The sequence below is a fragment of the Paraburkholderia heleia NBRC 101817 genome, assembly GCF_000739775.1.
Lineage (GTDB): Bacteria > Pseudomonadota > Gammaproteobacteria > Burkholderiales > Burkholderiaceae > Paraburkholderia > Paraburkholderia heleia.
On sequence record NZ_BBJH01000006.1, the window covers coordinates 228358 to 248053 of the forward strand.

The window sequence follows — 19696 nt, forward strand, 5'->3', positions numbered from 1 at the left end:
CCTCTCATGCAACCCGCATCGCGCCCGCCGCTTGCCTTTCGTGCCCACTTCGCGTCGCGGCGGCGCGCCGCGCTCATCCTACGCCGAGCCGAGCGCGGTTGCCACCTTGCTGCCCACCGGCGTGCCGAGGCCCGTGCAGGCGTCCCAGCCCGGCGCCGCCGAGAAGTCGCCATTGCTGCCGCTTGTCACGTCGTTAAAGGCGCCCGGCTGTGCATAGAGCTTCGCGTTCGCGAAGCCCACGGGCGTGCCGCGCGCCGCGTTGATGCGCGCGATCAGCGCCGCCCACAGCGGCGCAACGGCACTCGTGCCGCCCACCACCGTATCCGCACCGGCCACGCGCACCTCGTAGCCCGTGGCGGGATCGGCGTCGGCGGCAACGTCGGGCACGCCGCGCCGCACCAGCGCACCGGCCCCGCCGCTGCCTCGCACGACGCGCAGGCCCTTTTGCCAGTCCGGCAGCGCGAACGTCGCGCTGACGCCGCCGCCGGTCGCGCCGTTTTCGCCCTCGCTCCACACGGTTTCCTGCGAGATGCGTCCGTTCGACGCCGCGATGTGCGTGCCGCCGCAGCCGAGCGCATAAGGGCTCGACGCGGGAAAGTCGACATGATCGGCGCCATCGCTCGCGCCGTCCGACGAGCCGCTGTCGCCCGAAGCCGCGCACACGGTCACGCCGAGTGCGACAGCCGTTTGCAGCGCGTCGTTCAGCGCACCGAGCGTCTGCTGCGACCACGCCGACTCCGGCGCGCCCCAGCTGATCGAGATGACTGAAGGCTTACGCTGGCTGTCGTGCAGCGCGGCGCTCACGGCATCCACGAAACCCGCCTCGCTGTTCGGCGCGAAGTACACGGCGATGAGCGCGCGCGGCGCCAGCGCACCGGCGATCTCCACGTCGAGCGTGACTTCGGCGTCGGGGCCGTTGGGGTCGCCCGTCGGCGCGTTCGTCGCCTGATCGACGGAGATGTCCTCCACGCGCGGCGCGCTCACGCCCAACTCCTTGAAATACGCGCTGAGATCCGCCGCGTCGTATCCGCCGCCCATTTCGATGAGCGCAATGCATTGGCCGCTGCCGTCGCCCGCGGGAAAGTTGTAAAGCTCCGCGAGCTGCAAAGGCGTGAACGATCGGGTCACCGCGCGCGCGGCGCGGATTGGCGGGCGAATGGACGCACCAGGTGCGCCGGGCGCGTCTGCCGGCGCATTGGCCAGACTCGTCGGCACAATGCGAAAGTGCGGCTGGGCCTTCGCGCGACTGTCGAGCCCCACCACGGCAGTGATGACCTCGAGCATGTCCTCCGGCAAATGCACCGGGCCGCTCGGCTGACGAAAGTGATGCGTGGTTTTGCCGACCTGATGCTCGAATCGCTGCAGGTCGATGCCGAAGGCGGCGTTGTACTGCTGCACGGTGCCCGAGAGCACGACGCGGCGCGCCGAGGCATCGGTCTGATCCACGGTGAGCCCATGCACGCTCGCGAACTGCCTGACACGCTCGATATCGGCGGCGCTGGCGCCAAAGCGCTGCTCGTAGTCCTCGCGGGAAACCGGCTGCGCGGCGGGATCGTTAGCGGTGAGCCGGTCCACCAGTTCGTGGAACTCGGCCGACGCCTGACGCCGCAGGATCAGCACGATCGTGAAGCGCTCCGCCGGATCGCAAGCGCCGACGCACTGCGCGCCAGCGGGCGCGGGATGTTCACTGCCTGCCAAGGGAAGGTGCCTCGTCATGGCCGGTTGCTCCTCCATGAAGCGCGTGTCCGGATTCTGGCCTTCGGACACGCTTTGAATGACGGGAGTTCCGCGCGCCAAACCGGCCCGGAATGCCGTATGGAATCGTTGGAATATTCACGCGGCATGGCCGCCGCACGAGCGGCCCGCCACGCAGTGCGAGCGCAAACGACGCGTTGTGCGCATTCGGCATGCCCGCCAGAACCGTTATACACCGGTGACGATTGCAAAGGCGTGCCGGGGACACGGGAAGGCCAGATCGCGCGGAGGGTTGGGGAGGCGATGCGAGATGGGCGAAAAGCGCGCGGGCACCGGGCCCGCGCGCTTGAAGCACCCCGTAGCGTGGTTGTGCCGCTATGGAGTTTTATGCCGCAGCGGGCAGCGCCGCCGGCAGATGCGTTTGCAGATACGCTTCGAACTCGTCCTTGACCTCCGGATGGCGCAGCGCGAACTCCACCGTCGCCTTGAGGTAGCCGAGCTTGCTGCCGCAGTCGAAGCGCGTGCCCATATAGCGGTACGCAAGCACCTGTTCGTCGGTGAGCAGCGACTGCAAGGCATCGGTGAGCTGAAGCTCGCCGCCTGCGCCCGGCTTCAGCGCGCGCAGATGTTCGAAGATCGTGGGCATCAGCACATAGCGGCCCACCACGCCGAGGTTCGACGGCGCGACTTCCGGCGCCGGCTTTTCGACGATGCCCGACAGCTTGAACACATCCTCTTCCCACTCGCGGCCATCGACAATGCCGTACGACGCGCTGTTTTCGCGCGCGATCGATTCGACGCCCACTACCGAGCTGTGATAGTGATTGAACGTGTTCACGAGCTGCTTCATGACGGGCGTGGGGCTGTAGAGCAGGTCGTCCGCGAGAATCACGGCGAACGGCGAACCGCCCACGAGCTTTTCCGCGCACAGCACGGCGTGGCCCAGACCGAGCGCTTCGGCCTGGCGCACGTAGAAGCAATCCACGTTGGCTGGCTTGATGCTGCGAACGACGTCGAGCAGCTTTTGCTTGTTGCGGGCTTCGAGTTCGCACTCGATCTCGTACGACTTGTCGAAATGGTCTTCGATCGCGCGCTTGCTGCGGCCGGTCACGAAGATCATTTCGGTAATCCCCGCGGCGATCGCCTCTTCCACCGCGTACTGAATGAGCGGCTTGTCGACGATCGGCAGCATTTCCTTCGGGCTCGCCTTGGTGGCGGGCAAGAAGCGCGTCCCAAGGCCTGCAACAGGAAATACCGCTTTGGTTACTTTCAGCATGATGTCCATTCCCAGATCGTTCGTTTGAGTCTCGGTCTCGCAGCGAGGCAAGCCGACTTCCCCGAGGTTCTGCCGTGGCAGAGTCTTGTGTTGAATGAGATTGTCTAGCGCCTTTTAATGAATAAAAAAAGGCCAATAAATTCGGATTACGCGCATCCAGCATAACAGCGGAAATTATTGCCATTCATATCGAATAATCCCAGTCAGATCGGCACGAATTTCCTGCTCCGCCTTGTGTCAATGACGCGGCTGGTTCGCGTGCAGTCTACTCCGCTTCGTCGACGGGCGGCAAGGCGCCGGAGCGCGTGCGTGCGCGCCGGATGGGCTCATTGCGCAACGCCTCGCGATACGCGGACACCGCCACGAGTATCAACAGCACGGCCACGCCGGCCAGCAAGTGCAGGTTCATCGGATTCTCCAGCGACCATAGTCGATCACACTCAAACTAGCATTTCGAATCCGATAAATAAACCGCTTTGTTTTTCCATTCATTTATTTCTCCATTTCCCATGTTCGCATGAATACATTTCGAAAATATTTTGCTTATTTCCCTCGCGCGCGCGCCCTTAAGATCGCCGGATACTCTCCCCAAGGACCGGCCGATACCGATGAGCGATCCCGTACTCCAAACCGCCATGCCGCCTGCATCGGCCCTGCCCGCCGCCGCGACTGCCACGGGGGCGCGGCCTGCGGCCGGGGCCCGCGAGCTTGCCGGCGAGCATCTGATCGAAGCCCTGCGCGGCTTTGCGGCCCTGCTGGTGGCGTATTTCCATTGCCGCCAGGTCACGTGGATCGGCATGGGCGCGTTCCACCAGTTGCACGCCAGCCTCGCGAGCCCCGGTACCCTTGCGGCGTGGCTGACGTTTCCTATTGCCTGGGGATCGGCGGGCGTGCCGATTTTTTTCGTCATCAGCGGCTATTGCATTCATCGCAGCGGTGCGGCGCGGCTTTTTTCGAACCCCGATTTCCGGCTCGACGCGCGGCAGTTCTGGCTTCGCCGCTTCGTGCGCATCTATCCGGTACTGCTCGCCGCGTTGCTGCTCACGCTGGCTGTGGATTCGGTCAGCCTCTCGCTGTTTCCCGTGAGTCACAAGATCAACGAGATTGGGGTGCGCGACTTCTTCGTGAACCTGTTTTCGCTGCAGGGCGTGGCCGGTAAGACGTATGGTTCGAACGGCGCGCTCTGGACCCTTTCGCTCGAAGTGCAGTTTTACCTGCTGTACCCGTTGCTTTTCGCTGCGCGGCGCCGTTTCGGACTGAATGTCGTGCTCGCCGCCGTGGCCCTCATTAATGTCGTATCCGCGCTGACGCTGGAGCGGCACGACATCGTCGTCTTCACGTCGTACTGGTTCTCGTGGATGCTCGGCGCGTGGATCGCCGAAGTGCGTTTGCGTGGTTCCTCCGGGTTCCGGTTTGCCTATCCTGCTGCGGCGCTGTTCGCCGTGGGCGGTTGTGTGGCGTTTCACTTCGGGCAGTTCGGGGCGTTTCAGCTCTGGGCCTGTGCGTTTGCCTGCTATCTCGTCAAGGCGCTTGCGCGGCCCGCTGCTGCTGCTTCCGGCGTGCTGCAGTCGCTGTTTTCCAAAATCGGTGACTTCAGCTATTCGCTCTATCTCATTCACTTGCCGCTCTTTGTGCTGCTCGGGTCGCTGTTGTTTCGCTCCGAGCTGCAGACTTCGATCTGGCCTTCGTTTGGGTTTACGCTCGGCGTGATTCCTGTTGCATGGGTGTTCTATCGGCTCTTCGAGAAGCCTGCTCTTGACGCCGCTGCCCGGCTCAGGAAGCGGGGTGTCAGGGCTTGATCGGTTGATCGCCACTCCTTGCTGTTTTGGCCTTTCCTTGTTTTCGCGTCGGGACGCGAAAACAAGAAAAGGCCAAAGCGCCAAGAAACCACGACAAACAAAAACCGGCTTACTTTCCACGTGCAACGACACCATCGAGCACACGCTCGACCGCCTCGACATACTGCTGCTTCCCAAACCGCTCCCGTGCAGTAGCAAGCCCTTGCACAGCAAGCCCCTCGCGCAGAGCCGCATCATCGTGCAACCTGGCGATCGTAGCCGCCAGCTCCTTCGCATCACCCGGCGTGCAGAGCAGCCCGCTGTTGCCGTGCTCGACGATCTCCGTCACACCGCCATCGCGCGAGGCAACCACGGGCCGCTGCGCCAGCATCCCCTCAACGACCACACGCCCAAACGGCTCAGGCGTAATCGACGTATGCGCGATCACGTCGACAGCACGCATGCAAGCCGCAATGTCATGCCGGAAGCCCAGAAAATGCACCCGCTCCCGCAACCCGTTCGCTTCGACAAACGCACGCAACTCAGCAGCATAGGCATCTTCGCCAAACAGCGGCGCCCCCACAAACACCGCATGCGCCCGCGGCTCGTCGAGCAACGCTTCAAGCAGCACATGCTGGCCTTTCCAGCGCGCGAGCCGGCTAAACGCACCCACGAGGAATGCGTCCCCGGGCAACCCGATCTGCGCGCGCAATTGCGCCTGCGGCACACGCGCAAGCGCGCGGAACGGCGCTTCATCCACGCCGTTGTGCACCACGTCGATGCGCTTCGTGTCGAAATGAGTGAGCTGCGCGAACACCTTCGCCGATGCATGCGAATTGGCGATCACATGCGCGAGTCCCAGCTTCGCGCAACCCTTGATCACGGCGCGCTGCACACGGCCGAAATGCGCGTCGCTCACGATGTCGCGCAAATGCCAGACCACCGGCTTGCGCGCGAGCTTGCCCGCCAGTACGCCGATCACCATCGCACGCTGCGTGTTGGCGTAAAGCACGTCGGCCTCGCGCGCGCGGCGGCGCGTCTCGCGCACGAGCGCGGCAATGCCCGCTAGCACGCCCAGTCGCGGTGCCGTGCCGCCATCGCGGCGCACGTTGCTCAAAGCGCCCGAATCGAGTACCTCCACGCGCGCGCCGGCTTGGTCGAGCGCCTCCCTGAAAGGGCCGTCGTTGAAAAGCAGCACATCGATACGCGAGCGCAATCCCTTCACCACTTCCAGCAGCGACAGCTCGGCGCCGCCCAGCACGCCGCTCTGGTCGATGGCGAGCACGCGCGGCGCTTGCGTTGCGTCGGCTTCGATCTCGAACGGCGCCGCGCCGTGTGCCGAGCCCGCCTGCGCAATCGCCGGCACCGCCGTCGCCACACGCGCGAAAAATTGCTCGCGGAAATGCCGCGAAGAAAAGCGCTCGGCGTTCGCGCGGCAATCCTCAGCGCGGAATCGGCCAGGATCGCCTTCGAACGATTCGACGGCCTCGATGATCGCGTCCGCGGTTTGCTCGTCGAAGAACAGGCCCGTCGGGCGCGAACCGGTGTCACGCACCGTTTCGAGTGCGCCGCCCTTGCCAAAGGCAATCACCGGTGTGCCGCAAGCCTGCGCCTCGACCACCGAAATGCCGAAGTCTTCTTCCGCAGCGAACACGAACGCCTTGGCGCGCCTCATGCGGTCGTGCAGTACCGCGAACGGCTGATAGCCCAGCACTTCCACGTTGGGCGTCGCCTTCGCGCGTACCTTGTTCATGTCTGGGCCGTCGCCGATCACCACGAGGCGCCGCTCGGGCATGCGTGCGAACGCCTCGACGATCAAGTCGATCTTCTTGTACGGCACGAGCCGCGAGGCGGTCAAATAGAAGTCTTCTTTCGTGGTTTCCAGCTCGAACGCATCGACATCCACGGGCGGATAGACCACCTCCGCCTGGCGCTGATATACCTTCTGAATGCGTCGGGCGATGAACGCCGAGTTGGCGACGAACTGGTCCACCGAATTCGCCGTGCGCACGTCCCAGTTGCGGATGTAGTGCAGGATCAGGCGCGCGAGCATCGACTTCGGCCCGCGCGTGAGGCTCGACTCCTGCAGGTACTGGTGCTGGAGGTCCCACGCATAGCGGATCGGCGAATGCACGTAGCTGATATGGAACTGGTCCGGTCCCGTGAGCACGCCCTTGGCCACCGCGTGGCTGCTCGAAATCACCACGTCGTAGCCCGACACGTCGAGCTGCTCGATGGCGAGCGGCATGAACGGCAGGTACGCGCGATAACGCTTGCGCGCGCCCGGCAGCTTCTGGATGAACGAGGTCGTGGCGCGCTTGCCGCGCAGGAACGTGCGGTCCTTCGCATCGACGAAGTCGACGACCGAGAACAGGTCCGCATCCGGAAAGCAGGCAAGGATCTGCTCGAGCACGCGCTCCGCGCCCGCATAGGTCACGAGCCAGTCGTGCACGACGGCCACGCGCGGCGCACGGCCTGCGCCATGGGCCGGCCGCGATGGCCGCAGCGGCATCACGGCGCCCGTTTCGGGGCGTCCCGGTTTGATGGCGTCGCGCCGTTGAATGGGCACGGCGGCGCTTTCGGACGGCGCCGCTTCGTCGATCAGTTCGTGACTCATGCGCTTTTCCGTGAATTCAGTCGAAAGAGAAGGGAACGGGCGTAGCCGCGCAGCATCGGCGTGGTCGTAACGGACCACACCACGTTGGCGAGCGCGAGCACGACACCGGCGCCGATTGCGTACAGCGCGTCCGGCAGCCACCACGCAAGAGCGAGCGCAGCGGCGAGAAAGCTCAGGTGTGCAGACATATCGACGATGATCGTGCGGCTATGAATGCGCGAAAGCCACAGCAGCACGACGTAGTCGAACAGGGAGCGAAACAGCACGGCGGCGGCCGCGCCCGGCAAGCCGAAGCGCGAAATGCCGAGCCACAGCAGACCGGCAAAGAGCGGCAGCTCCACGAGCCCGACGCGCGCGGCGGCGGCAGGATTGTTCTGCGACTGGATGAGAATGCGCGTGACGCCCGCCTGCCCCACGAGCCACACGGCGACGATCAGCACGCGCCCGACCGGCGCGCCATGTCCGGCGATCACGGGCCCGACCCACGCATGCAGGAAGGGCTGCAGCACCACGATCGCGCCGATGGCAATGGGCGTGAACACGGCATTGAGAAACTGCAGCGACTGCGCGGCGATTTCATCGGCGTGCTCGCGACCGAGCGCCGAGAGGCGCGGAAACAGCGTGCGCACGAGCGCGTTGGGCACCATGTTCAGGCGTGTGACGAGGTTCTGCGGCACGGTGTAGTACGTGACGAAGCGCGCACCGAGGCCCGCGCCCAGCATCATGCGGTCGAGCGAATCCGCGACCATCGTCGTGATGCTTGCGACCAGCATCCAGCCGCCGAAATTGAAGAGCGCCTTCGAGGTATCGAGGCGCGGTCCGCGCACCTTGCGAATACCGAGCACGCGCAGCGCCGAGCGGCCGAGCAGGATGCCGGCCGCGAGACGCGCGAACACGGCGGCGGCCAGCACGGTCTGCAGATCCGGCTTGTACGCCCAGGCGGCGGCGAGCGGCAGCAGCTGGAACAGGAACGTGCCGAGCGTCTGATTCGTGTTGTAGATGCCGAAGCGCTCCGCGCCGTTGATCGCACCCGCGAACACCCACGAGACGTTCGCCACCGGAATCGCCACGGCAAGCCACGGCAGCGCGAGATAGACTTCGCGCCGCAATTCGGGCGTGACGTGCGTGAAGTACGCGGTATAGAGCGCGCCGCCCGAATAGATCAGCAGGCCGCCAATCGCGCCGGTCGTGAAGTTCAGCCAGAACGCGCTCCAGAACACGCGCTCGCAGGCGTCGGCGTCTTTCGACGCATATGCCTTCGAGATCTGGTTCTGCGCGGCCATGCTCATGCCTAGATCGAGCACGCTGAAGTAGCCGATCAGGGTCCAGACGAGCGCGATCACGCCGTAGCGCTCCACGCCGAGCAGGCGGATATACGAAGGCACCGTGACGAGCGACACGAAGGTCGGCAGCACGAGACCGAACAGATTGATGGCGACGTTGCGCAGTATTCCTTTATCCATTGGGTATCCAGTTGCGTGGCCCGTAGCGGGTCAGGCCGGTTTCCAGCGGTACATGAGCACCTTGCCGCGCGCGTCTTCCTCGACGAACACGAGGTATTCGCCGTTCGCTTCGCGATGCGCGGTGATCCCGAACGGCACGTCGACCCAGCCCGAGGTGTTGCCCACCTCCGCACCCGGGCCGAAGGTGCCGATCTCCTTCGCGCTGTCCTTGTCGTACACGTGGACGTTGCCCGCGGGCTCGACCACGAACACGTACTGGCCTTCCACCGTGAGCCCCGCGGGCGTGACAGGCGGCCTGGCTTTCGGGTCCCACGGCAGGCGCAGCATGTAGTGCTGCGCGGGGTGGCCGCTCGACCACTTGTCGTAGCGCACCAGCACGCGCCCCGCTTCCTTCCAGAAGCCGGGTTCGTGCGGCGCATCGGCCGTATAGCCCGTTACGTAGAGCGTGTCGGTTTGCGGCTCGTAGATCGCGCGATGCACCTCGGTGAACGGCGCGGGAATCGCGTACTTGTCGAGCTTGTCGTACGAGTAGATCGGGTTGCCCTTCGCGTCGAGCCCGCCAAAGCGGAAGCGCCAGATGCCCTTGTCGTCGCGCGCGCGCCAGATGTCGCCGCGCGTGTCGATCCACCACCCCCAGCCGCCGGCCAGATGGTCGCGGCCCGGATTGCGCGTGAATTCGTCGGCGTCGAAGGCGCCGTTGCCGTTTGCATCGCGCCAGATCCAGTCGCCGGCCGCCGGTACCTCAGGCGCGTTCGGCACGTTCTGCACCCCGCGGCCACGGCCCGCGATGAAGCCCGACGGAATCGCGGTCTCGCCGTCGCGCTGCGCGTCGAAGCGGTAGATTTTCAGGTGGTCCGCGTACATGTCGGTGAGGAACAGGAACGTGTGCCCGTTCAGCGCGCGCGCGGTAGGCAGGCCCGGCCACTGGTCGGTGTGAAAGACCGGATCGTCGGGATAGCGGAAACGATTGGACAGGAATCCGACATATTTCCAGTCCTGCCCCGGCGGCTTCGACAAGTCGAGTTCGAAGCGCTTGTTGCCTGTATAGACGCTATTGGGGCGCTGCGGGTCCATCCACGCGCCATCCACGAACAGCAGGCCTTCCAGGTTCCACAGGCGCTTGCCCTCGGGCGTATAGGCTTCCAGTGTCGCGCCAAGACCCGCGCCGATGCTGTCCTCGCGCTGCGGCCCGACACCATTGGTCGAAACGTAGATGTTCCCGCGCGCATCGGTGCCAACGCCCGTGAGGCCGTTGAAGCGGCCCGGACCCGGCCGCCCCGCGACGCCCGAGAAAATGCCGCCGCGCTCGCCGAGCGTGGCGCTCCGTGTCCAAGTCTTGCCGTTGCGCGTGAAAATGAGGATCTGCTGGCGCGGTCCGTTGTCGGCGATCAGCAGGCGTTGCTGCGGATCGAACGCGAGATCCACCGGCACCGAATCGTCGGGCAGCGCGAGCGTATCGTCGAGGCGCCTGCCGTCTGCCGAGTAGTGCTCGACGTGCGCGTGCGCGCCGCCCTTGCCCGCTTCGGCGCCCGTCAGCACCCACACCGACCCGTCGGCTGCGAGCGCGATACGGCCCGGCGCCTGCACATCCCATTGCGTCTTGCGCTGCATCGAGTTCGCGTCGTACACCTCGATGCGGTTCATCGGCGTGTTGCTCACATAGAGCGTCGAGTCCGTCGCTGCGAGCCCGCCAATGTCGGCATGCGTACCGGCGGGCACTTCGTTGATCTTCAGGAACGACGCGGAAAGCTGCGCATGCGGATTGAGCGGCTCGGGCGAAGCCTGAAACGCGGCGGCGCGTTTGGGCTCGTCGAGCGGCCGGCGCGTGATGCCGTACCACTGACTGCCCTTCGCAGGCCAGATGCCGCTGCCGACGAGATGCCCCTTCTCGTTGCCCACGCCGACCGCCGCATACAGATAGCGATGATTCACGGCCACGGCGTTGCCGCCGGCCCCCCCCCAGCCATGCGTGCCGCCGGCGAAGCCAAGCGGCTTGCCATCCTGGTATGCGCTGATCTCGGCACCGCTCTCGTCCCACGGCGCGTTGGTGAACACCTTGCCTTCGGGCGTGACGGCGATGGCCGTGACATTGATCTGCATCCACGTACCCTGGCCGTTGCCAAAGCTATTGCCGATCCACGAGGTCGTCACATTGAGTTGCGGCGCGGCGATGGTCTGAACCGACGACGTGCAGATAAACGTGCACATCGCGGCCAGTGCCAATGTCCTGCGCAAGCGGCGATCGGGATTCGATAACGGCAAGGCAATTCCTCCGGTCTGGTGACGGCAATCTGCCAGGATCATGCCGTACAAACCGTGTGAAAAATCGCCCCCAAAAAAGGGAAAATAATTCAAAAAAATTCAGTATTTATGACCCTTTTCCAGGTGAAACGGAAATATATTCCAGAACCCGGATGCGAAGCCTGCTGGCCTTGTGCAGCGGAAGAAACCTGATTCCCGGATTATCATGCGGATTTCATATCGCGCAAATTCCGGCATGTAAATTCAAAAATTCATAATCGATATATTTCGGATTTTTGAACATTTAATTCTTTCTAGAATGAACCGCGAAGTCATTGCGCATGCATGAATCCACCGGAGAACCGATGACCGTTAGCCGCCCAGTCAGTCAACAAGGCCCCGCCGACCATTCCCACCGCATCGTCCAGCTGGACGGTCTGCGTGCTTTCGCCGTGCTCGCCGTGTTCGCGCAGCATGCGTTGCGCGCGCCGCTGTGGATGGGCGTCGACCTGTTCTTCGTGCTGAGCGGCTTTCTCATCACCGGCATCCTGCTCGAGCGCAAGGCGCGCGGGCAATCGTATTTCAGCTACTTCTATGCGCGCCGGGTGCGCCGTATCCTGCCGCCTTACGTGCTGCTGCTCATCGTTTCGTCGCTGCTGTTCGGCTTCGGCTGGGCGCACTACTGGCCGTGGTACGCGTTCTTCGCCACCAATATCGGCGACGCACTCGGCCAGAGCGGGCACGACAGCCTCAACATCCTCTGGTCGCTCGCCGTAGAAGAGCAGTTCTACATCGTCTGGCCCTTCGTCGTGCTGCTCCTGCCGCAGCGGCTCATGGCCGTGGTGGCCGCCGCGCTCATCCTGCTCGTGCCGGTGCTGCGCGCCGTCGCGACGCCGTGGTTCGACTCGTACTGGCCGATCTACTACCTCACGCCGTTCCGCATGGACCTGCTGGCCGCCGGCGCGCTGCTCGCCGTGCTCGTGCGCCGCGACCGCAATGCGCTCGAGCCCTTCAAGTGGCCCGCCGCCGTGCTTTTTTTCGCGGCGCTCGGCGTGCTGGCCTGGCTGCACCTGCACTACCCGCGCTTTCGCGGCATGAACACGCCGCTTTCGAACGCGATGCTCTACAGCGTTTCACTCGTGCTCTGCACGTCCATCGTCGTGTTCGCGCTGCAGTCGAAAGGCATCGTGCGGCGCCTGCTGTCCAACCCGGTGCTCGTGTATATCGGCACGATCAGCTACACGATCTATCTCATTCACCTCACGATTCTCTATGCCGTGTGGCCGCTCCACTACGGCCGCATCGAGAGCGCCGCCATTGCGCTCGTTCTCACGCTCGCTTATGCAAGCGCGAGCTGGTTCCTCTTCGAGCGCCGCCTCACGCGCGGTCCGCGCCGCCGCTCCACAGTCGAGCCGGTCGACCTCACCGCGCGCGTGAGCCAGTCGAGCCCGCAATCGTAATTCCCGAATCCCGTTCGATACTTCAAAGGCACATCACATGAACGAACGTCGCAAAGCGATCATCACCGGTGTTTCCGGCCAGGACGGCGCCTACCTCACGCGCTTGCTGCTCGACAAGGGCTACAACGTCACCGGCACGTATCGCCGCACCAGCTCCGTCAACTTCTGGCGCATGAACGAGCTGGGGATCCTCGACCATCCGTCGCTCGAACTCGTCGAACACGATCTCACGGACGCGGGCTCGACCCTGCGTCTCGTCGAACGTGCGCAAGCGCAGGAGGTCTACAACCTCGCGGCCCAGAGCTTCGTGGGCGTGTCGTTCGACCAGCCCGCCACGACCGCCGAAGTCACCGGCATCGGCGTGCTGAACATGCTCGAAGCGATTCGCGTGGTGAATCCGCAAGCGCGCTTCTATCAGGCTTCGACCTCCGAAATGTTCGGCAAGGTTCAGGCGATTCCGCAATGCGAGGACACGCCGTTCTATCCGCGCAGCCCCTATGGCGTGGCCAAGCTGTTCGCACACTGGTCCACCGTCAACTACCGCGAGTCCTACGACATCTTCGCGACGAGCGGCATTCTCTTCAATCACGAGTCGCCGCTGCGCGGACGCGAGTTCGTCACGCGCAAGATCACCGACAGCGTCGCCAAGATCAAGCTCGGCAAGCTCAACCTGCTCGAACTCGGCAATCTCGACGCCAAGCGCGACTGGGGCTACGCCTCCGAATATGTCGAAGGCATGTGGCGCATGCTGCAGGCCGACGAGCCCGACACTTACGTGCTCGCCACGGGCCGCACCGAAACCGTGCGCGACTTCGTGAAAATGGCCTTCACGGCGGCAGGCATCCAGCTCGAATGGTCCGGCACGGGCGAGCGCGAAACCGGTATTTGCGTCGCCACGGGCCGCACGCTCGTGCGTGTGAGCCCGCGCTACTACCGCCCCGCCGAAGTCGATCTGCTCATCGGCGACCCGGCCAAAGCGCAGGAAAAACTCGGCTGGAAGCCGCAGACGTCGCTCGAGCAGCTCTGCCAGATGATGGTCGCGGCGGACCTTGCGCGCAACGAACGCCATGACACATTCTGATCCCGCTAGCCGTGCGCGCGCGCTCGTCACGGGCATCGGCGGCTTTACGGGCCGCTATATGGCCGCCCGCCTCGCGGCGGACGGCTACCGTGTGTGGGGCACCGTGCGGGCCGGCGAATCGCTGAACGCGGAAGCCTTCCCGTTCGGCGCCACGGCGATCGAAGCCGACTTGCTCGACCGCGCAGCCATCACCCACGCGCTCGAATCCGTGCAGCCCGACGTGGTCGTGCATCTCGCCGCGGTCGCCCACGTGGCCGACAGCGACGTCGCGCGCACCTACGTCGTGAACGTGGTCGGCACGCGCAATCTGCTCGAAGCACTCGCGCGCCAGAAGCATGTGCCGCGCGCGGTGCTGCTGGCGAGCAGCGCGAATGTCTATGGCAATGCCACGAACGGCGTGATCGACGAGCACGTCGAGCCCCAACCCGCCAACGACTACGCGGTCAGCAAGCTCGCGATGGAATACGTCGCGAAGCGCTTCCAGGCGCAATTGCCGATCATCATCGCGCGTCCGTTCAACTACACGGGCGTGGGCCAGGCGCCGGACTTCCTGATCCCGAAGATCGTCGAGCACTACGCACGCGGCGAAAAGCAGATTTCGCTCGGCAACCTCCACGTGGCCCGCGACTTCTCCGATGTGCGCGACGTGGTGAACGCCTATGCGCGGCTGATTGAAGTCGCGCCGCGCGGCACGACCGTCAACGTCTGCTCGGGCAGCGGCCAGACGCTTGGCGCGCTGCTCGGCATGCTTGCGCGCATTGCCGGCTACGAGATCGAGGTGCACGTCGATCCGCGCTTCGTGCGCGCCAATGAAGTGCGTCAGCTGATCGGATCGAACGCGAAGCTGCGCTCCATCGTCGGCGACAGCTCGCGCAAGCACCTCGAAGAAACGTTGCGCTGGATGTATGAAGAAGCCCGCGAACGCGTGCTTGAAACGCAATAGCGGGCCGCTTGCCGCCGTTCTCTTCTATCGAACAACCGCCGCTCTCCCGAGCGGCGGCCTTCTTTTGGTTTGACGACCCGCGTCAGTGAGCGGCGATGGCTTGCGCGTAAACCGCGGCCACGCGCCTTGCGATCACGGCGTTATCGAAGTGCTCGCGCGCATACGCCTTGCACGCCTCCTCATCCGGCAGCTTGATGCGGCCCGAGAGCGCGCCGTCAATGCCATCGGCGATTGCGTCCGCACCCGTGCTCGGCAGCACGAGATCTTGCGACAGACCCGCCACCGCCTCCGGCAGACCGCCCACCGGCGTCACCAGAACCGGCGTGCCGGCGGAAAGCGATTCCACTGTAATCAGGCCGAAGCCCTCCAGCGCAACCGTCGGCACCACGCTCAGCGTGGCCGCGCGATAGAGCGAGGGCAGATGCGCGTCGGGCACGAAACCGAGCAGCTTCACGTTGTCGGCCAGCCCTCCTTCGTCGATGCGCTGCTGAAGTTCGGATTCCAGACGGCCTCGCCCCGCGATCAGCAGGAGCACGTCCGGGTGGCGCTGCTTGACCACCTTGATCGCATCGATCAGATCTTCGAGGCCCATGCGGCGCACGAGGCGGCGCACGGCCAGGATGATCGGGCGGCCTTGCGGCAACTGGAGCTTCAGGCGCGCTTCCGCCGTCGTGCAGGCCGGGTCGAAATGCGCCGTATCCACGCAGCCCGGCACGATGCGCACGCGCTCGGGCGAAATGCCGTAGCGGCGCGTGAGGATATCGCCAAACGCCTTCGACAGCACGATGAGCCGCGAAGAGCGCTCATACACCGACTGCTCCAGCGAGTGCTTGATACGCTGGCTCAGCGTCGCCGCGCCTTCCACCAAGCTTTCGTCGGCCCACGGCCCCTGAAAGTGCGAGACCTGCGGAATACCGCGCGTAACGTCGAGGCCGGGGAACGTGTATAGCGCGAAGTGCGAGGAGATCACGTCGGGACGGTGGCGGCGGATCTCGCTGCGCAGCGCGCGGCGCGCATCCATGAGGCGAAACGGCAGCGAGCGCGAAGCGGAGCCGAAGCCGTGGATCGCGCCGCCGCTGTCCTGGGCCACCCTGGGCGAGCCGGCCACGACGCCGCGCACGCGCACGCCCGCGCCGGGCAGCGCGCCGACGAGCGAGTAATACATGCGGTCGAGACCGCCTGCGCGCTCGGGAAACCAGTGCATGCCGATCTGCAGAGACTGAATGGAGTGTGTGGTCATCGCGTGTCCTTATTCTGCACGTAAGCGGTTATCAGGGGGTTTCTGCGCGCGGGAGCGGTTGACCGCCCGGCAGCGTCGCGGCAGCGAACGCGGATTCTTCGCGGCGCACGGCCTCGCTCGCGTCGCCGGCCAGTTGGCGGTAAAGCGCGATGTACTGAGCGGCCATGCGCGCCCAGCCAAACTGCGTGGCAAGCTCCGCCGCGGCCTCGCCCATCGCGAGGCGGCGCGGCGTGTCGGCAGCGAGCGTTTTCACGGCATTGGCGAGCGCGGGCACGTCGTCGGGGTCTTCGAGCACGATGCCGCACTCGGGCGTGATGATTTCCGCACCGCCCGCGGTGCGCGCCGTCACGACGGGCAGGCCGGCCGCCATCGCTTCGAGCAGCGAAAGGCTCATTGCTTCGTAGCGCGAAGGAAATACATAGGTATCGACGGAGCGCATGAGCGTCGGCATCTCGCGCACGAGGCCAAGGAAATGCACGCGAGACTCGATGCCCAGTTCGCGTGCGAGATCGGGATACGGGCTGCCCGGCAGGTAGCCGGCCACAGCCAGATGCACGTTGCCGGGCATCTGCTTGAGCGCATGCAGCACCGTGCCAAGGTTCTTGCGCGGCGTACGCAGGTCACCCACGAAGAGCAGCAGGAACGCCTCGGCGGGCAGCGAAAACTTCTCGCGGTCGGCGCTCGCGCCCGAGAAGCCGCGCGTGTCCACGCCGTTGTAGATCACGTCGAGACGCTCCACGGGGTTGCCGCCCGACGCGCGGATTTCGTCCGCGACCTTCCGGGAGACTGCGGCGATCACGCGCGAGCGCCGGTATGCCCAGCGCTCCAGCACCGCATTGACGCGCGTGTAGACGAACTGGTATGCGGACCATACGCCGCGCGTGAGACCGAACGGGTAATACTGGCTACGCGCCCAGCCGCCGTGCACGAAGTGCGCGGTGTTGACGTCGGCGTGCGCCCAGGTGATGAAGCCGTTCACATGGAGCACATCGTACTCGCGCCGGTGGCGGCGCAGCCATAACGCGCTCTTCAGCGCGAACACCTGCTGGCGCAGCAGGTTGGTGGGCCATGCGCGCGAGGGCTGCACGCGCACCCATTTCACCTTGGGATGGGCGAGCAATTCGGGCGCGACATGCGAGGCGACCAGCGTCACCTCGAGCCCCTCGTCGAGCGCTGCGCGCGCGATTTCATGATTGACGCGGCCCTGGCCGTCGTTGTGACGCACGACATGCGTGACGATTGCGACTCTCAATCGAAGACCTCCGTGGTACGGACATTGGCCTGGCGTTGGAGCTTCGTCCAATGTCCCGCGCTGAGAATGGAAAACACGCTCGAAAAGAGCAGCAGGCCGCCGGTGCCCACGAGCGAGTTGGTGAACACGAGCATGGCGAAGATCGAGACCGCGAGGCTCAGGCAGGCGCAAACGTAGCGGTCGTCGGACAGACGAAACGACACGCGCACTGCCCGCACGAGCAGCCACAGCACGCCCGACATGTAGAGCAGCGTGCCGGGCCAGCCCAGCACGAACGGGATGTTCATCACGCCGCTGTCGAAGCTGCCGTACTGGCCGAGCTGGCCGTTACTGCTGGAGAGCTTGGTCGATGCGCCGGTGGCGCCGAGTCCCTCGCCCGTCACGTCCGTGAAGGCCTTTTTCGCGAAGTCGGCATAGAACTGGTTACGCGCCTCGTAGCTTTGGTCGTCCTTCAGGTTCACGAGCGTATTCAGGCGCTGCTGCATACGGTCCGCCACAGGACCGAAGGTGAGCAGCGGCACGCACACGCCCGCCAGCACGACCGCGCTGATGATGATGCGAATGCGCACCTTGTTGCTCGACTTCATCAACTGGATCACCATGGCGATCGCCCAGCCGCCCCAGGTGGAGCGCACGAGCGAGAGCGCGAACGAGAAGAACCCGAACGCCGCCGCGATCCAGCGCACACGATGTTTGGCGGCCATCACGAACACCATCGCGCCCATCATCGCGAACGCGAACGGGCCCGACGAGTTCATCGTGCTGAACACACGCACGCCGAGCGGCACGGGGTCGCCCTGCGAGTTCATGTCCGAGCCGATCATCCACATCGCATCCCACGGCGGCATGATGAAGAACTGCACGAGACCGTACGCGCCCATCACGAGCATGCCGTAGATAAAGGTGTTGATGATGGTCTTGCTGCACTCGGGATACTGGCGCGTGAGCACCATGATGTGAAAACCGATCAGGAACGGATAAATCCAGTTGGCAAGGTCATAGACCGCCGCGGCCGGGCCGCTTCCCACCACGCCCACCACGAACGCATAACCGATGCCGAGCAGCGCGAGCAGGAGCGGCAGCCCGCGCCGCTGCCCGAGGATCGGGTAGTAGCGCAGCAGCGAAATGCCGCTGATCATCGTGACGGCGAGCGGCGCGACCTGAATGAGGCTGGTGGGCGTGAAGCCGCCCTTGCCGTAGTCGGCGAGGCGCCGCACTTCGGGGCTCAGAAACCACAGCCACCACATGAAGCCGATATAGCGCACCGGGTTCACGAAGTAGAGCCAAAAGCCCACCGCGATCGAAAATACGGGGAACGCGAGCGTGAGCACCGTGCCCTGGTGCGCACCGATCAAGAGCGCCGTGAATACCCACAAGGCGAGCGGCGGCAGCGTATCGCGGCCGAACAGGCTACGCAGGCCGCGGCGGCGGCTGCCTTGCGGGCTTGCCGGCGCGGGTGCGGGTGCGGGGATAGCGGTCGTGACATCCATGCTCACATCCCGCGCGCGGCAACGCCCCGGCCCTGGGGTTCGCTCGCGATCGACTCGCCGTTGCGCGCGTCGCGCTCGTGCAGCATCTCGCGCGTGAGCTGGGCGTGCTGCCGGGCGAAGTGCTGCGTCGTGAGATCGCGCGTGCGCAACTGCTCGCAGGCTTCGCGCGCCTGAGCGAGCGCGCGCGCCGGGTCGGCCACGAGCGCATGCGCGGCGTCGCGCAGCTGTTCGGCGTTGAACGGCTCGACATACGAGGCGGCCTTGTCGTCGAAGTAGTCTTCGAGCGCGCCGACTTTCGTCGCGATCATCGGCTTGCCGAGCGCCGCGGCTTCCAGCATCACCGTGATGCCCGAAGCGTGCGTGTTGGGCCGCAGCGGCACGACGACAAGGTCCGCCCAGTCATACAGCGCGTGCTGTTGCTTGATGCCGGAAACGCGCACGATGTCGACGTTGTCCGCGCGAGCCGATGCCGGCATGCGCCGGCGTGTGGCGATGCGCACCTGGTAGCGCGAATCGTTGCCGAGCGCGCTGACGAGCGTGGTCCAGTCGCGGTCGCGGTCGTTGCCGATCGCGGCCACGCGTACCGGCGTGTGCGGCGTCCATTCCGCGGGCGGACGCAGCGGAAAATCGCCGGTATTGAGCCCATAGAGCACGTGGCGCGCCTCGCGCCCAAAGTACTCGCCGCACAGCGCGGCGTTTTCGCTCGCGAGCGTGGTGAGCAGGTCGGCACGCGCGAGAAGCCGCTTGTAGAGCGCGCGGCGCAGCGCGCCATAGCCCGGCCAGCGGTCGAGCAGCCACACGCTTTGCGCGAGCAGCAGCGGGCGCGCACCGCCCTTCTTCGCGTTCATCAGCAGCACCAGCGCCACGGCCAGATGCTCCTGCTCGGTGTGCGTCCAGATGACGTCGGACTGCAAAATGGCGCGGCGGTTGCGCCAGGCATGAATGAAGTCGAAGCCGCACGCGGCCTTCAGCGCGCGCCGCATGAAGCGCATGGGCGTGCTCTCGCTCGCGTCCTGCGCGTAATTGAGGGCGAATTCCGCAGATTCCGCGTGATGGTAGCCATACAGGCTGCCGATGTTCTCGCCTTTGCGATAGCGGCGCGGATCGGCGCCATAGAAAAGGTGGACGTGGACTTGCGTACCGCTCATTCGGGGTCCTCC

14 protein-coding genes are annotated in these 19696 nt (G+C 65.2%); 4 read left to right on the forward strand and 10 right to left on the reverse strand.

Going from position 1 to position 19696, the window contains the following annotated elements; genetic code table 11:
• Positions 1 to 78: 78 nt before the first annotated feature.
• From BHE01S_RS06665 to BHE01S_RS38370, 3 genes are all read right to left on the reverse strand, one after another.
• A complete protein-coding gene (locus BHE01S_RS06665) occupies positions 79 to 1716 on the reverse strand; it encodes a S53 family peptidase (protein WP_042262133.1) in 1638 nt (545 codons plus the stop codon).
• 364 nt (positions 1717 to 2080) lie between these two features.
• Positions 2081 to 2971, reverse strand: coding sequence for a UTP--glucose-1-phosphate uridylyltransferase GalU (gene galU / locus BHE01S_RS06670; RefSeq protein ID WP_042262135.1), 891 nt, complete (start codon positions 2969 to 2971; stop codon positions 2081 to 2083).
• A 265-nt stretch (positions 2972 to 3236) separates the two neighbouring features.
• Positions 3237 to 3380, reverse strand: coding sequence for a hypothetical protein (locus tag BHE01S_RS38370; RefSeq protein WP_165822883.1), 144 nt, complete (start codon positions 3378 to 3380; stop codon positions 3237 to 3239).
• Positions 3381 to 3579: 199 nt separating this feature from the next.
• Here BHE01S_RS38370 and BHE01S_RS06675 point away from each other — a divergent pair, with 199 nt between their 5' ends.
• On the forward strand, positions 3580 to 4770 hold the full coding sequence (locus BHE01S_RS06675; protein ID WP_042261852.1) for an acyltransferase family protein: 1191 nt from the start codon (positions 3580 to 3582) through the stop codon (positions 4768 to 4770).
• Positions 4771 to 4879: 109 nt separating this feature from the next.
• Here the strand turns inward: BHE01S_RS06675 and BHE01S_RS06680 are convergent, their stop codons facing one another.
• Genes BHE01S_RS06680 through BHE01S_RS06690 form a run of 3 tightly spaced genes read right to left on the reverse strand, consistent with a single transcriptional unit; the run spans position 4880 to position 11037 of the window.
• Positions 4880 to 7366, reverse strand: a complete 2487-nt coding sequence (locus tag BHE01S_RS06680) for a glycosyltransferase family 4 protein (protein ID WP_042261853.1) — start codon at positions 7364 to 7366, stop codon at positions 4880 to 4882.
• Positions 7363 to 8829, reverse strand: a complete 1467-nt coding sequence (locus tag BHE01S_RS06685) for a flippase (RefSeq protein WP_042261855.1) — start codon at positions 8827 to 8829, stop codon at positions 7363 to 7365. Before BHE01S_RS06685 ends, BHE01S_RS06680 begins: the two co-directional genes overlap by 4 nt.
• Positions 8830 to 8859: 30 nt before the next feature.
• The gene (locus tag BHE01S_RS06690; RefSeq protein WP_042262136.1) at positions 8860 to 11037 is read right to left on the reverse strand and encodes an NHL repeat-containing protein; all 2178 of its coding nucleotides are present in this window, start codon (positions 11035 to 11037) and stop codon (positions 8860 to 8862) included.
• 398 nt (positions 11038 to 11435) lie between these two features.
• On the opposite strand from BHE01S_RS06690, the gene BHE01S_RS06695 reads away from it, so the two are divergent.
• From BHE01S_RS06695 to BHE01S_RS06705, 3 genes are read left to right on the forward strand one after another with little or no spacing between them, the layout of a single operon-like run.
• On the forward strand, positions 11436 to 12530 hold the full coding sequence (locus tag BHE01S_RS06695; RefSeq protein WP_042261857.1) for an acyltransferase family protein: 1095 nt from the start codon (positions 11436 to 11438) through the stop codon (positions 12528 to 12530).
• A 37-nt stretch (positions 12531 to 12567) separates the two neighbouring features.
• Positions 12568 to 13611, forward strand: a complete 1044-nt coding sequence (gene gmd / locus BHE01S_RS06700; RefSeq protein ID WP_042261858.1) for a GDP-mannose 4,6-dehydratase — start codon at positions 12568 to 12570, stop codon at positions 13609 to 13611.
• The gene (locus tag BHE01S_RS06705) at positions 13598 to 14554 is read left to right on the forward strand and encodes a GDP-mannose 4,6-dehydratase (protein ID WP_042261860.1); all 957 of its coding nucleotides are present in this window, start codon (positions 13598 to 13600) and stop codon (positions 14552 to 14554) included. The genes gmd and BHE01S_RS06705 overlap by 14 nt, the downstream gene beginning before the upstream one ends.
• 82 nt (positions 14555 to 14636) lie before the next feature.
• On the opposite strand, the gene BHE01S_RS06710 is transcribed toward BHE01S_RS06705, so the two are convergent.
• From BHE01S_RS06710 to BHE01S_RS06725, 4 genes are read right to left on the reverse strand one after another with little or no spacing between them, the layout of a single operon-like run.
• A complete protein-coding gene (locus tag BHE01S_RS06710) occupies positions 14637 to 15794 on the reverse strand; it encodes a glycosyltransferase family 4 protein (RefSeq protein WP_042261861.1) in 1158 nt (385 codons plus the stop codon).
• Between the two features lie 31 nt (positions 15795 to 15825).
• Positions 15826 to 17046, reverse strand: a complete 1221-nt coding sequence (locus BHE01S_RS06715) for a glycosyltransferase family 4 protein (protein WP_042261863.1) — start codon at positions 17044 to 17046, stop codon at positions 15826 to 15828.
• Positions 17043 to 18536, reverse strand: a complete 1494-nt coding sequence (locus BHE01S_RS06720; protein WP_157025170.1) for a glucose-6-phosphate isomerase — start codon at positions 18534 to 18536, stop codon at positions 17043 to 17045. The genes BHE01S_RS06715 and BHE01S_RS06720 overlap by 4 nt, the downstream gene beginning before the upstream one ends.
• Positions 18537 to 18538: 2 nt before the next feature.
• Positions 18539 to 19684 carry a glycosyltransferase gene (locus BHE01S_RS06725; protein WP_042261864.1) on the reverse strand — a complete coding sequence of 382 codons (1146 nt, stop codon included), beginning with the start codon at positions 19682 to 19684 and terminating at the stop codon, positions 18539 to 18541.
• Positions 19685 to 19696: the final 12 nt, after the last annotated feature.